Source organism: Spirosoma sp. KCTC 42546, assembly GCF_006965485.1.
Classification (GTDB): domain Bacteria; phylum Bacteroidota; class Bacteroidia; order Cytophagales; family Spirosomataceae; genus Spirosoma.
The window spans coordinates 5,971,755-5,986,629 of the sequence record NZ_CP041360.1; the positions used below are offsets into that span (position 1 = coordinate 5,971,755).

A 14,875-nucleotide genomic window follows, 5' to 3' on the forward strand; every position below is an offset into this window, starting at 1 on the left:
TTTTTCCAGCATAGATTTATCATATTATCCGTCAATCAATGAAAAAATTTATTCTTTTGGCCGCTGGTTTAGGGTGGCTCATAGGGCTCAGTCAGTTGTCAATTGCCCAGTCTACATCGTTCCCCTCCTACAGTGGCATTTACCCGCATCTGGCCATGTATAACAATGAAGGTGAATGCGGTACCGGCGCGGTTGTTCCCTGGGCCAACAAGCTGTGGGTGGTTACTTATGGCCCGCATTTACCCCTGGGCTCGTCGGACAAGCTGTACGAAATAAGCCCGGATCTGAAGCAGATCGTACGGACGGAAAGCATTGGGGGAACACCCGCCAACCGGATGATTCACCCGGAAAGTAATCAACTGTTTATTGGGCCGTATGCCATTGATAACAAGGCTAATGTCCGCGTGATACCTTACACAATCATGCCGGGACGCCACACCGGAAACGCCCGCCATCTGACCGACCCCAAAAACAAGATTTATTACGGAACGATGGAAGAAGGCTTTTACGAAGTGGATGTAAACACCCTGACGCCCACCATGCTCTACGAGGATGGTAACGTACACCATCAGAAAGTGGCCGATGAATCCAATAACCTGCAAAATACGCTACTGCCGGGTGCGCACGGCAAAGGCGTGTATTCGGGTCAGGGGGTTATGGCGTATTCCAACAATGGCGAGCCCGGCCCCAAAGCACTTGCTCAGTTCGATATTCCAGCGGGTTCCTTATCGGAGTGGAATGGTAAAAACTGGACGGTTGTGCGTCGGAATCAATTCGTTGAGGTAACCGGGCCAGGTGGCATTTACGGCAACAAAAATCCAGATACCGATCCAATCTGGGCGACGGGCTGGGATCATAAATCTGTGCTGCTGGGTGTTCGGAATAAGGAAACAGGCTGGCGTTTCTTCCGGCTGCCCAAAGCCAGTCATACCTACGATGGTGCCCACGGCTGGAATACCGAATGGCCGCGCATCCGGGATGTAGGAACAACTCAAAAAGCCGATTACCTCATGACGATGCACGGATTATTCTGGCGATTCCCCGAAACGTTCACCGCAGCCAACACCGCAGGCATCCGCCCCCGAACCGCGTATCTGAAAGTAATTGGCGACTACACGCGCTGGAATGACCAATTGGTATTTGGTTGCGATGATTCGGCACAAAAGGAGTTTCTGAATAAACGAAAAGCCAAAGGCAACCTCGAAGGGCCGGGGCAATCCAACTCAAACCTGTGGTTTACTTCGCTAAACACACCCGATCAACTTGGTCCAAACACAGCCGAAGGGGCCGTCTGGCAGAATGAAGCCGTGAAAGCCAATGAAGCCTCGGAGCCTTTTTTATTCGCGGGCTGGTCGAACCGCTCGTCCTGGGTACAGAACACCGGTGATGCCGATGTTGTGCTTACGTTTGAAGTGGATAAAACCGGAACTGGAAGTTGGACTACTTTGCAAACGACTACCGTTGGTGCCCACAATGCCGCTCATGTAGCCTTTTCAGCAGACACGCCCGGCGAATGGATTCGGGTAAAATCGAGCAAAGCGGCTACTATATCGGCACACTTCTTTTATAGTGCAACGGATGCCCGCACTACCAAAGCCAATCCGCTATTTACGGGGTTGAGTACCGTAGCAGCGGCCAATACGACTGGCGGTCTGATTTATGGATTAGGCAAAAATCGGCGGGCGCTGGCCATGGCTGCACAGACGTATTCAGGTAAGCAGGTATCCGATGTAGGCTACTATGAACTCAATGGCAGCATGCAGTTGGTTCGAAAAAACGATGCCGGAACCGAGTCGTTCATTAAAGACAAATTCGCCATTCCGCAAAAAGCCGTAACGATTGAGGAATCGAGCGTTTTAGTGGTCGATGACAAAGGTCGGCGGTGGCGGTTACCGCTGGGGAACGCGGCCTATACCGACCTCACCAATCAGGCCGCGTTGCGCATCTGCCGGGAAGTGGCCACGGAACGGGACCTGTTCAATTGCCACGGTACCTTTTACGAACTACCCGCCGAAAATGCCGACGGGTACGCTAAAATCAGACCGATTGCCTCCCACAATCTTCGTATCAACGATTATGGCTCCTATCGCGGTTTGCTGATCATGACAGGCATCGACCTGCCATCCGCGTCTAAAAATGAGCACATTATCGTATCGGATGATAAAAAAGCAGCCGTTTGGGCAGGAGCCATTGATGATCTCTGGAAACTGGGCAAGCCAATCGGGCACGGCGGACCCTGGAAAAACACAACCGTCAACGCAAATGAAGCCTCTGATCCCTACCTGATCGGGTTTTACGACCGTCGGAGCTTGCAGCTCTCCCACAAAGCCAGCTCGCCCGTAACATTTACCATCGAGGCCGATCCCGTAGGTAATGGAAGCTGGATGGTTTACAAGACTGTTACGGTGGCAGCGGGGCAATCCCTCAACTATGAGTTCCCGAAGGATTTCCAGGCGCGCTGGGTTCGCTTTAAAACGGATAAAGCTTGCGAAGCCTCAACCCTGCTTCAGTATAATTAAGCGTTCGTTAGAGTTATACAAAAATAGGTCTACTGTCTTGCGAGTAGACCTATTTTTGTATAACTGTTTTTGTGTAGCGTCCTTTCTCTGCGCTTCGCAAAAAGCATTTTCCTGTACTTCTAACGCCATACAAACAGGGCTTGTCCCATCAAATCGATTCGTATCGAGTGCTACTTGTGATAATTATGGAATAAATCCGGCGGTATGACGTAATCGACCGATCAGTCTACTTTCATCTTCCTGCCCGAAGGCGTGTTGAATTACCTGACAGGTTTACACTTGATCGGCTTTCAGCTCAGGGCATACCGTAATTTTCATGCTTGATTCTATAAAAAGCGCTATATCTTCACATTAATCATTAATGCCTTTAGTCTTTACGTCTTATTCATATAGCGCTACTTTGGCTTGTAGTCTGATGCACGAGTATACGGTCCAATTTTTCCAAACCAATAAAATTGCTCTATTTTCAGGCACCGGAAGCCAAAGGTGATGGACGATTCGTCGACGCCCTAGCAGAAGCTTCCTGTTTACAGATAATCTACTTCATTGATTACAAAAAAACTTATATTTGTTTCCTTAATAGCTCTATTTTTGTTTACAAAATATGAAAGTCGATTCGCTTGCCAACAAAGCCTATATCGAAATCAGGCGAAAAATATTATCCAACCAGTTAGTGGCGGGCACGCGCTTAAAAGAAGATCTCTGGGCTAAAAAGATGGACGTGAATCGGATGGCGGTTCGCGAAGCACTTACCCGGTTGCAGGGTGAGCAATTAATTGTCTTTGGCGAAAAAGGGGGCTATTTCGTGAAATCCATGACCGCCAGCGACATCCGGGAAATCCGCGAAATCCGTGAACTACTGGAATTAGGGGCGCTCCGATTAGCGATCCAAAAAATTGATGATCAGCAGATTGCTAAGCTGGAAGAAATCTGCAACGACTTTTCATCCATGGTGGAGCGCGGTTATCTGAGCGGTGCCCTGGAAGCCGATGTTAAATTCCACGAAACCTTAATCGACTGTGCGGGTAATTCCAAGCTGATGGATATCTACCAGATCAGCAATATTCCCCTGTTTCACCAAAAAATCGGGAAGACGCAGATCCACATGGACGACTATGAACTTACCGACCAGGAGCACCGCCAGATCCTAAAAGGACTGAAAGAGAAAGACTTACCACTCGCACAAGAAGCCCTCACCAAGCACTTACTCCGGGGCGAAACCGCTTCTTTAGAGATCGAATAGGAGCCATTTCCCGTTTGTCTTTGCCTCTCAGTAAGCTCTAATCAGCCCATTTCCTGCCTTTCAGTGCGGCCAGTGATGTCAGGTTCAGAACCTGACAGGGGAGGTTTCTCAAAACCTCGTTAAGTAGACAGCCTATCCAGTAGGTTTCAAGTAACCTATAGTGTCAGCTTTAAGAACCGCGCGGGCGGCCCCGCTAACATCACGACAACAGCCAGGCCTCACCTTAACCTGACGGTTATTCGCCAGTTCCGGCCTGAAACGATCATTTCTACACTAATTAGCCTCATCTACCCTATTTCCTGACTGGCCATCGTCAGTTGACTTAAAAATTATTCTGAATTTTTTTTGTTTACAAAATTGTGCTTTATTTGTAATCAAATACAGAGAGTAGTTCTGTAGCACACCCCACGCAATAGAATACGTAACTACAGCCGCGCCCTGATCAGGCCGACTGGACATTTTGTATTATCTAAACAGGCAGGGCCCTACCAGTTTAGATAGATGAAGGTTCGTTAATGGTGTTTGTACAACACACCATTTTATAAAATTTTACTGGAATTGATTCGCTCGACGTAACTGATAAACGGCTCTTTTCGAAGGGATCGTACGTGACTACGATGGAGTACCCAATGGAAACACTCTTCAAACGCGTAACTCATTTTTTAAACAGATTATGAACGACTCACTACGTCTTAGAAAAGAAACGGTGTGCATGCTGCTCTTCTGCATGCTGGCAACGGTTTGGGCAAATGCGCAAACACTGATTTCAGGGAAAGTCACCAGTGCTGAGGATCAGCAACCCATTGCGGGCGCCAATGTATTAGTAAAAGGCTCAACAACCAGTGGTACATTTACGGGTGCCGATGGGGGCTTTACCCTCTCCGTCCCAACCAACACCAGCCTGATTATTTCCTACATTGGCTATCAGGCGCAGGAAGTTGCGGTTGGTTCACAGACCAATTTTTCTGTTGTATTAATCCCCTCCATTACCTCACTCAGCGAAGTGGTGGTGACGGGTTACTCATCCGAAAAGAAAAAAGACATAACCGGTTCCGTGTCTATTGTCGACGTAAAAGCCTTAAAGTCAATTCCTTCAGGATCGGCCGTACAGGCACTTCAGGGCCAGGTGCCGGGGGTAACCATTCTAAACTCAGGGGCTCCGGGAAGTCCGAGCAATATCTTTATTCGGGGGATCAGCTCTTTTGGTAATACCCAGCCGCTGGTCCTGATCGATGGTATTCAGGCGGAGCTGAATGATGTAAGCGCCACGGATATTGAGTCGGTTCAGGTGCTGAAAGATGCGGGCGCTGCTGCCATTTATGGGGTTCGGGGCTCGAATGGGGTCATCATCGTGACCACAAAAAAAGGCCGATCAGGGCAGCCAACCATCGCGTATGATGCCTATTATGGCTCTCAACGACCGTTGCAGGGTAATGTGTTCAACTTAATGAACTCGTCGGATTTTGCCCGCCTGACCAAAGTGGCCTACCCCACTACGGGCCTGTTTCAGAATGGTTTACCCGATTATACCTTCCGGGGACCGGGCGCAACGGGCATTGGCAATACAGGTGATGCCGCTGTTGATCCCGCGAAATACAACTTCGACGCCACCAATCCGGCCCGGAATTACCTGATTCAGGCGGTCAACAAAACCGGTACCGACTGGTTTCACGAACTGTTTAAAAACGCGCCGATGACCAGCCACAACCTGACGGCCAGTGGGGGCACCGATAAGTCGAACTACATGGTTTCGCTCAATTATTTCAATCAACAGGGCACCATGCTGAAGACCTACCTCAAGCGGTATTCGGGGCGCGTAAACACGCAGTTTAAAGTCAAAAACAACATCCGCATTGGCGAGAATGCGTATTTCTTCTACAAGCAAAACCCTGGTTTCGATAACCTGAGCAGCGGTAATCCTATTGCCTGGACCTACCGGGCCATGCCGATCATTCCGGTCTACGATATCAAAGGCAACTACGGTGGAACCTTTGCCGGACCCGAATTAGGTAGCTCCTCGAACCCGGTGGCTGTTCAGATGAACACGTCCAATAACAAGACCAATGCCTGGGATGTGGTTGGTAACGTATTTGCCGAAGTCGACTTCCTGAAGCACTTTACGGCCCGCACCAGTTTCGGCGGAAGTATTGATAACCAGTACGCTACGAACTTTACGTTTACACCGTACAACAATTCGGAAGGAAATACGAACCCCAATTCGTTTGCTGAGGTGGCCTTGTACAACACGAATACCATGTGGACGAACACCCTGACGTATGCCAATGCGTTCGGGAAGCATAACGTGAAAGTGATTGCCGGTTCGGAAGCCATTCGGAATTATGGTCGGGCGGTAACGGCCTCCAGCAGTGGGTTCTTTTCCACCAACTACGATTACCTGACACTCAATAACGGTACCTCGAACGTAACCAATATCAGCAGCGCCTACGAAAACACCTTGTTCTCGCTCTTTGGCCGACTGGATTACTCGTTCAATGAAAAATACCTGTTAGGCGTAACAGTTCGGCGCGATGGTTCGTCGCGGTTTGGGTCCGAGCGTCGGTACGGTACCTTCCCATCGGTATCGGCGGGTTGGCGCGTAACGGGCGAGGAATTCATGAAAAACGTGACCTGGCTCAATGACCTGAAACTGCGTGGCAGCTATGGCGTTCTGGGTTCTCAGAACAACGTTAGTCCCCAAAATGCCTTCACCCTATTTGGTGGCTCGTTCTACGATGCGTATTACGACATTAGCGGTAGTGGTAAACTGGCCCAGGGTTTCGCGCAGACGAACATCGGCAACCCAAACACCGGCTGGGAACAAAACGTAGTCACTAACGTGGGTCTCGACGCTACGGTGTTCAACAAGCTGGACCTGTCGGTTGAGTATTACAAGAAGTCGATCAATGGGCTACTGTTTGCCCAGACCCTGCCCGCAACGGCTGGTGGTGCCACCGCACCTACCGTGAACGTTGGCGATATTCAGAATAAGGGGGTTGACATTGGACTAACGTATAGAGGAACCGTTAGTAACGATCTTCAATTCAGCGTCGGTGCCAACATTACCACCTACAACAACAAGGTGATCAATATCCCCTCGCCCACCTATTTCGAAACCGCCAATACCCAGAATCTGGGCAATGTAGTCCGAAACCAGGTTGGCCAGGCAGTGAGTTCGTTCTTTGGGTATAATGTGATTGGCCTGTTCAAAAGTGATGCTGAGGTAAGCGCGTCGCCTACGCAAAGCGGTGCCGCTCCGGGTCGCTTTAAATACCAGGATGTGAACGGCGACGGCAAAATTGACGCCAGCGACCGTACGTTCCTGGGCAGCCCCAACCCCGACTTTACCTATGGTCTGAATCTGGGCCTGACCTACAAGCGCTTCGATTTTTCGACAACGCTCTATGGCTCGCAGGGGAACGAGATTTTCAATACGGTGAAATCGTTCACCCACTTCTTCAGTACGTACGTGGGTGCCAAAAGCAACGATCTGTTAAACGCCTGGACACCTGAAAATCCGAATTCGAACATCCCAAAGATCGAATCAACCGGGTCGTTCAGTTCATCGGGCGTACCTAACTCGTTCTACGTTGAGAACGGCTCGTTCCTGAAAATGCGCTCGCTGGTGATTGGCTACACGGTAAGCCCACTGCTGTTACGGAAGTACGGCCTGAATAAATTACGGGTTTATGCCCAGGGTGCCAACCTCTTCACGATAACGAAATACAGCGGCCTTGACCCTGAAGTAAGCGGGCTTAGCTCGTCGTTTGGTGTCGATTACGGCAACTACCCCAGCAATCAGAAAAATTTCATCTTCGGCCTTAACGTCTCTTTCTAAAATACCATAAACCGTTATCAATCATGAACTATACCAAGTTTGTTGTCGGCTTATCGTGTTGCCTGGTATTTTTAACCGCAACCAATTCCTGCACCAAAGAATACCTGGAAGTTGGGGCCATCGGTGCCACCAGCGAAACAACTTTAGCCAACAAAGCCGGTGTAAATGGCTTGCTGGTGGGCGCGTACTCCCTGCTCGACGGCTGGGGTGTACCCAACACGACCTACTACTTCATTGGGGTCAGCAACTGGATTTACGGGGGCGTAACCTCCGATGATGCCCATACCGGTACGCAGGCATCCGCGCTGCCGCCGATGGAATCGGTCGAGAGTTATAAATACGATGCGACGATGGCTCCGTTCAACAACAAGTGGATTGTGTTGTATGCTGGTGTGCAACGGGCAAATGATGTACTCCGGTTATTGGCGAAAGTAACCGACAATTCGATGACGGCGGAGGAAATCAAGCAGGTGAAGGCCGAAGCCACGTTTTTACGGGCGGTCTATCATTTCGAAGCCGCTAAACTGTGGGAGAACGTACCGTATCTGGACGAAACAGTGAGCTATGCCAACGGCAATTACAACGTAGCCAACACAGCTTCGATCTGGTCGAAACTGGAAGCCGATTTCAAATTTGCGGCCGATAACCTAAGCGCCACCAAACCCGATCCAGGCCGGGCTAATAGCTGGGCAGCGAAAGCGTTTCTGGCCAAGGTATACATGTTCCAGGATAAATACACCGAAGCAAAGCCCGTTCTGGCCGATGTGATTGCGAATGGCGTAACGGCCTCAGGCTTGAAATATGCGCTGGTCAATTTCTCCGACAATTTTAACCCATCGAAAAAGAACAGTGCGGAGTCGGTCTTTGCCGTGCAGATGTCCATCGACCAAACCTACCAGAACGGCAACTATGGCGATGCGCTGAACTTCCCGATGGGTGGCCCGGCTACCTGCTGTGGGGCCTATCAGCCCTCGTTTAGCCTGGTCAATTCGTACAAAACCGACCCCAACACCGGCCTGCCGTTGCTGACAACCTTCAATGACTCCGACATAACTAATGATCAGGGTATCGAAAGCAGCGCGCCCTTTACGCCCTATACCGGAACGCTCGATGCGCGTCTGGATTACACGGTTGGTCGCCGGGGCATTCCGTATCTGGACTGGGGAGTTCACCCAGGTAAAGCCTGGATTCGGGTGCAGTCCGTAGCGGGTCCCTACAGCCCGATCAAGACGATTTATTATCAGGCAGCTCAGGCCACAACGTCCTTATTTTCGCGCTGGACATCCAACAATTACACCATGATTCGCTTTGCCGATGTGCTGCTGTGGGCGGCTGAGGTCGAAGTTGAAATTGGCTCACTGGCCCAGGCGCAGACGTATGTCAATATGGTTCGGGCACGGGCTGCTAATCCAAACGGCTGGGTGAAGAAGTACGTCGACAACAGCGCTCCGTTGAAAGGCTTTACCAATGAACCCGCGGCCAACTACAAAGTGGGTTTATATACGACTGAATTCACGGCCAATGGGAAGGATTTTGCCCGTGAAGCGGTCCGGTTCGAGCGAAAGCTGGAGTTTGCCATGGAAGGCCACCGGTTCTTCGATCTGCGTCGCTGGGATAACGGAACGGGCTATATGGCCACAACCCTGAACAACTATGTCCAGCACGAAACGTCGATTCCGGGCTACGACTTTACCTATATGAAAGGGGCAACGTTCACAAAAGGCAAGAACGAACTCTACCCAATTCCGCAGGCCCAGATCGATTTAAGCGTAACGAGTGGGGCACCGGTATTGAAACAAAATCCTGGATATTAAGGCAGATAAGGTTAGATTCTATTGATCTTGAATCTATTCATTAAACTATTCCATCTGTAGAAGAAGCCAGCCTTTCTGTCATTCCGACGTCAGGAGGAATCTCAAACTCCCATATCAGTCAAGCTTGAGATTCCTCCTGACGTCGGAATGACAGAAAAAAAAAACGATTACGACTTTAGTTGAGAAAGCTCAAAAAAAAACCTACTTAACTTATTGGCTTTCAAAATAATATAATCTAAATCGTCCAACTTCTGACTATGCTGTTTTACGCATCGACTTATAGCGACATCAAGCAGGCAGGCAAAGACCAGGTTATCCTGCTACCACTGGGTGCCATTGAACAACACGGCCCGCACCTGTCGGTCTCGACGGATACGGATATTGTTACCCAGCTGGCGCTACAGGCCGAAAAAGCGCTACCCGACACAGTGCTGCTCTGCCCGACCTTGCCCTATGGCTCCAGTCACCATCACCTGGCATTTGGCGGTACTATGAGTCTGGCCCCGGAATTATACACGCAGGTGATTATCGATCTGGTGCAGTCGCTGGTGCTCAGTGGGCACCAGCGGATCGTGCTGCTCAACGGGCATGGCGGCAACATTACCCCGGTTAAACAGGCGCTGGCCGTGTTGAGTAAACGCTTCGATGCGAGTCATCAGCCCACTATTGCCCTGGCCACTTATTGGGAATTAGCCGGTGGCGTGTTTGGCGGAGAGGCACCTATGGAAAGCCCGGCGCTGAGTCATGCCTGCGAATATGAAACGAGTCTGATGCTCCATCTTTTTCCCGAAAAAGTCTGGATGGATCGCGTAGAACGGGCGCAACGACCCGAACGAAATGGGTATATCGGCTGGGAAGACGACGAGCCGTATCGGGGCGTAACCGTATTCAAGCAAACCGAATTTATTTCAAGCAACGGCAGCAGCGGTGAACCTCAACTGGGCACTGCCCAAAAGGGAAAGCATTTGTTCAAGCATGCGCTACAGGCGCTGGTTATCTTTCTGGAGTCATTCAAGAGCTGGCCGTTATCCGAAAATCTAACAACAAAACCATGAGTAAACTGGAAATCAAACACCCCGACAAAGCCGTCAACACAGGAGCCTATTCATCGGGCATACTAGCGGGCGATTTGTTGTTCGTGAGCGGACAGGGGCCATTGGATTTAGTAACGGGAGAGGTGCAGCATGGGACGATTGAAGAAGAAACCCTGCTGACGCTGTCGCACATTCAAAAGATTGTGGAAGCCGCGGGTGGCACCATCGACGACATTGTGAAGTGTACCGTCCATCTGGAAGATATTCGCGAATTCGACCGTTACGATGCCGCCTATGGCTCATTCTTCACCGGCATACGCCCAGCCCGAACCACCGTTCAATCGGTATTGTCGGATGGGATCAAGATCGAAATTGACGCCATTGCCCGAATTACGCCCAAACAAGCCTAACCCAGTACGTTATGACATCGAAAATACGCATCGGCACCGTAGGACTCGGCTTAATGGGTAGCAGTATCGCTACCTGTATTCTGGCGGCTGGTCACGCGGTTACATCGCTGATTAAAGAGATCGAGACCGCCGATGAAGCGCGGGTTCGTATCCTGGGTTATCTGCGCCAACTGGAACAGGAAGGGTTGCTAATCGACACACCCGAAACGATTATTGAGCGCCTGACCATCACCGACGATGTCTCGTTGTTAAGCAACCATACCGTTGTGATTGAGTCGATTACCGAAAACATCGATGAGAAGAAAAGCCTGTATCAGCGCCTGGAAACCGTCCTCTCGCCTACCGCTATCATCGGTAGTAACACATCGGCCATTCCGGTATCGGTGTTACAAAGCGGACTCAAACATCCCGAGCGGCTGTTGGGCATCCACTGGGCAGAACCGGCGCACATTACGCGATTCATGGAGGTCATCTGCGGAAAAGATTCCGATCTAACCTATGCCTACGAGATCGTTGCGCTGGCCGAAAGCTGGGGCAAGGAACCCTCGTTGCTGAAGAAAGATATACGGGGATTTATTACCAACCGGATTATGTACGCCATGCTCCGGGAGTCCTTCAATCTGGTCGAGAATGGTTACGCCACTATTGAGGATGTGGACCGCTCGCTTCGGAACGACCTGGGTTACTGGATCACCTTCGCCGGGCCGTTTCGGTTCATGGATCTCACCGGCATTCCGGCTTACCTGACCGTCATGAAAGACCTCTTTCCCGAACTCAGCAACAGCACCGAAACGCCGAAACTGATGGAAGACCTGGTGGCGTCGGGGGCGAAAGGTGTACAGAATGCACAAGGGTTTTACCCTTATACACCCGAGTCAGCCAAAGATTGGGAAGAGAAATTCATTGATTTCAGCTACGACATCCGGAAACTCGCCCAAAAACATACACCCACTTCCTCCGAGGACGCCCAATGACACGCATTCAATCCATAAAGGCCACCGAAGTGATTGTACCGGCCAAACCGGGCAGCCTGAACTCCGATGAGGTGGTCGACAAAGATTCGGCCTTTGCCAAAAAATTCCTGACGGGTGAGCGGTGGACCGAGTTCGCCAATCAACCCAAATGGATCATTGAACTCACACTCGCCAATGGCCTGATTGGTATTGGCGAGACTTACCGCAGTGCCTCAGGCGCAATACTCCACCGGGCCATGCAGGAATTGGTCGGACAGGATGTACTGAAACTGAACTGGCGCCGACTGCCCGTTACCGACCAGCGGATTTATGAAGCCTTCGAGTCGGCGGTGCTGGACGTAGTGGGCAAGTTGTTGAACGTACCCGTGTCCCAACTCCTCGGCGGGGCATACCGCAACCGGATCGACTGCTTCGGCTGGACCGGGCGACGCACCCCCGAAGATGCCGCCCAGAAAGCCTATGATGCCATGCAAAAGGGCCATAAGGCGTTCAAATTCAAGTGTTCCGACGAAGATCCCGTTCGGCTTTGGACGGAAGCCATTCGGGACAAATGCGGGGACGGTATCAAAATCCTGCTCGACCCAAACCAGCGCTGGACCGATGTCGAGACAACCCTCCGGTTAATGGAGGGCGTCGACAAAACCGTCATGCTGGGACTGGAAGATCCCATTTTGCACGCCGATGTAGCCGGGTTCAAGTACCTGCGCGAGACGCTCGGCATGCCCATGTATCGGCATATTTCACTGCCCTACACGCAGGACATCCGCGACATGATCGCCTTTGTCCGGGCCGATGCGGTCGATGGATACAACTTTAATGGATCGGCTTACAACTCGGTGCTACTGGCCGAAATCGCCCATCTGGAGGGCAAAGCCTGCTGGCGGGGTTCGGAAGTGGATTTAGGGATTTCAGAAACGATGGGCCTGCACATTGCCGCAGCCAGCATCAACTGCACAATCCCTTCTGATTTGTTCGGCGAACTGGTCCGCACCGACGACCTGATTACGGAACCTATCCGATTCGAGAATGGCGCAGCTTTGGTTCCAACCGGCGCGGGACTGGGTATCGAACTGGATTACACCGCCCTGGATACCTACAAAACGAATCAATTTTTACTCAGCAGCTTATGAATAAGTCGATTCAGTCGTGGGCCATCCTGTTTTTCTGCAACCTGATCTGGGCCTTTCATTTCACCAGTATCAAGCTGACCCAGGATCAGGTTGGCCCGTATTTTACCGTCTGGGCACCCATGCTGCTAGCCACGATTTTCCTGGCTCCGTTCGTGATCCGGGATTTCCGAAAGGGCGGCAAGAAGCTGAAGGATATCCTGATTTTCGTGCAGTTGGCAGCTCTGGGCGCGTTCCCGTCGCAGGTACTGATGACCTGGGGAACACAGTATTCACTGGCCAGCAACGCAGCTATTCTGGTCATGACCCTGCCCGTCATTACGGCCGTTTTCGCCTTCCTGATTCTGAAAGAGAAGATGAACACTGCCCGCTGGATCAGCTTCGCCATTGCGATTATTGGGGTGGCCCTCTGCTCAACCGACGACATTAAACGGGTAGACTTAAGCTCGCGCTATGCCCTGGGCAATGGGCTCATTTTCCTGGCCATTCTGGGCAATGCGTACTACAACGTGGGATGTAAAAAAGTATCGAGCCAGTACACCGAAATGGAGATGGTTTTTTACACCTATCTGGTCATGTCCATCCTGCTGACGCCACTTGTGCTGTATTACGAGCCCGAGATGTTTTCTAAAATCCCCGCCTTTACCACCAACACCTGGATCGGGATGATCTCGCTCACACTCTTTCATAATTTTCTGTCGATGCTCCTGTTTTTTAAGGCGTTGAAGAATCTGGATGCCACGCAGGTTGCTTTATCCAACTACCTCATTACGTTCATGGGCTTACCCATTGCCGCCATCTGGCTCGGCGAAACCCTGAACCAACAGGCCATCATTGGCGGTGTGCTTGTGCTCGTCTCAACCCTTATTTTATCGATCGTCGATAGTAAAGTACAACAAAAAAAAGTAGCTAATATCAATCAAGAACCGGCAAAGTTATGACTAACACAGACAACGAACTGTTTGGCGTAGTACCCATCATTCCAACACCATTCACCGAAAATGAGGAGATCGACGAAGACGCGCTCCGTAGTTTAATTGACTTTGCCATCGACGGTGGTATCAAGGCCGTTTGCCTGCCCGCCTACGCCAGCGAATTTTACAAACTCACCGACGACGAAAAATTACAGGTTGTTCGGGTGGCGGTAGAACGGGCTGCGGGTCGGTTGAAAATCGTCGCTCAGTCGAACCACCCCTCGCTGAAAGTTGCCATCAAACTGGCGCAGGCTAACGTGCAGGCCGGTGCCGACGTTATTTCGCTGGCGGTTCCCCGAATTTTCAGCTTACCCGAAAACTCCCTGAAAGCCTATCTGTCGGAGTTTTTACAGTCGATTCCGAACACGCCCGTTCTGATTCAGGACTTCAACCCCGGCGGTTCGTCGATCAGCGTAGGGTTCATCAAAGAGCTGATGGACGAGAATCCGAACTTCAAATACCTGAAGCTGGAAGAACCCCTGTGTGCGCCCAAGTTCGAGCAGATCATTCAGGCCACGAACGACAAAATCGGCCTGTTCGAAGGCTGGGGCGGCTTGTACATGCTCGAACTGGTGCCCATTGGTATCCGCGGAGTTATGCCGGGACTGGCCGTCGCCGATATTCTGCAAAAGATTTTCAGCCTGCGTTCCAGCGGAGAAGATACCAAAGCGTTCGAACTGTTTGAGCGGGTGATGCCGCAGATATTCTTCTCGTTGCAAAACATGGAATTGTTCCATTATGCCGAAAAAGAACTGTTGGTTGCCCGTGGCGTTTTGAGCAACAGTATCGCCCGAAAAGCTGCCTATATTCCCGATCCGTCATCGATCAGCTACATCAAGGAGCTAAACCAGCGCATCCTCGACATCGTCAACGACGAAAAGTACGCCATCCGGCCGGTAGAGAACAGCCTTTATTAAGCTTATCCCCATCGATTTAGACAAAAAC

General features: G+C 50.9%; 10 protein-coding genes. All 10 read left to right on the plus strand.

What is annotated here, in order from left to right; all coding sequences use genetic code 11:
• Window positions 1-38 precede the first annotated feature (38 nt).
• The 10 genes from EXU85_RS24640 to EXU85_RS24685 all read left to right on the plus strand — a co-directional run bounded on the left by EXU85_RS24640 (window position 39) and on the right by EXU85_RS24685 (window position 14,847).
• The gene (locus tag EXU85_RS24640; protein WP_210422404.1) at window positions 39-2,519 is read left to right on the plus strand and encodes a hypothetical protein; all 2,481 of its coding nucleotides are present in this window, start codon (window positions 39-41) and stop codon (window positions 2,517-2,519) included.
• 604 nt (window positions 2,520-3,123) lie between these two features.
• On the plus strand, window positions 3,124-3,762 hold the full coding sequence (locus EXU85_RS24645) for a GntR family transcriptional regulator (protein ID WP_142774636.1): 639 nt from the start codon (window positions 3,124-3,126) through the stop codon (window positions 3,760-3,762).
• A gap of 673 nt (window positions 3,763-4,435) precedes the next feature.
• Window positions 4,436-7,597 carry a TonB-dependent receptor gene (locus tag EXU85_RS24650; RefSeq protein ID WP_246859232.1) on the plus strand — a complete coding sequence of 1,054 codons (3,162 nt, stop codon included), beginning with the start codon at window positions 4,436-4,438 and terminating at the stop codon, window positions 7,595-7,597.
• A 23-nt stretch (window positions 7,598-7,620) separates the two neighbouring features.
• Window positions 7,621-9,411 carry a RagB/SusD family nutrient uptake outer membrane protein gene (locus EXU85_RS24655; protein ID WP_142774637.1) on the plus strand — a complete coding sequence of 597 codons (1,791 nt, stop codon included), beginning with the start codon at window positions 7,621-7,623 and terminating at the stop codon, window positions 9,409-9,411.
• Window positions 9,412-9,668: 257 nt separating this feature from the next.
• Window positions 9,669-10,466, plus strand: a complete 798-nt coding sequence (locus EXU85_RS24660; protein ID WP_142774638.1) for a creatininase family protein — start codon at window positions 9,669-9,671, stop codon at window positions 10,464-10,466.
• Window positions 10,463-10,855 carry a RidA family protein gene (locus tag EXU85_RS24665; protein WP_142774639.1) on the plus strand — a complete coding sequence of 131 codons (393 nt, stop codon included), beginning with the start codon at window positions 10,463-10,465 and terminating at the stop codon, window positions 10,853-10,855. The genes EXU85_RS24660 and EXU85_RS24665 overlap by 4 nt, the downstream gene beginning before the upstream one ends.
• Before the next feature lie 11 nt (window positions 10,856-10,866).
• Entirely contained in the window at window positions 10,867-11,829 is a 963-nt protein-coding gene (locus tag EXU85_RS24670; protein ID WP_142774640.1) for a 3-hydroxyacyl-CoA dehydrogenase family protein, read from the plus strand.
• Window positions 11,826-12,959 carry a mandelate racemase/muconate lactonizing enzyme family protein gene (locus tag EXU85_RS24675; RefSeq protein WP_142774641.1) on the plus strand — a complete coding sequence of 378 codons (1,134 nt, stop codon included), beginning with the start codon at window positions 11,826-11,828 and terminating at the stop codon, window positions 12,957-12,959. The genes EXU85_RS24670 and EXU85_RS24675 overlap by 4 nt, the downstream gene beginning before the upstream one ends.
• Window positions 12,956-13,897, plus strand: a complete 942-nt coding sequence (locus tag EXU85_RS24680; protein ID WP_142774642.1) for a DMT family transporter — start codon at window positions 12,956-12,958, stop codon at window positions 13,895-13,897. The genes EXU85_RS24675 and EXU85_RS24680 overlap by 4 nt, the downstream gene beginning before the upstream one ends.
• Entirely contained in the window at window positions 13,894-14,847 is a 954-nt protein-coding gene (locus EXU85_RS24685; RefSeq protein WP_142774643.1) for a dihydrodipicolinate synthase family protein, read from the plus strand. The genes EXU85_RS24680 and EXU85_RS24685 overlap by 4 nt, the downstream gene beginning before the upstream one ends.
• Window positions 14,848-14,875: the final 28 nt, after the last annotated feature.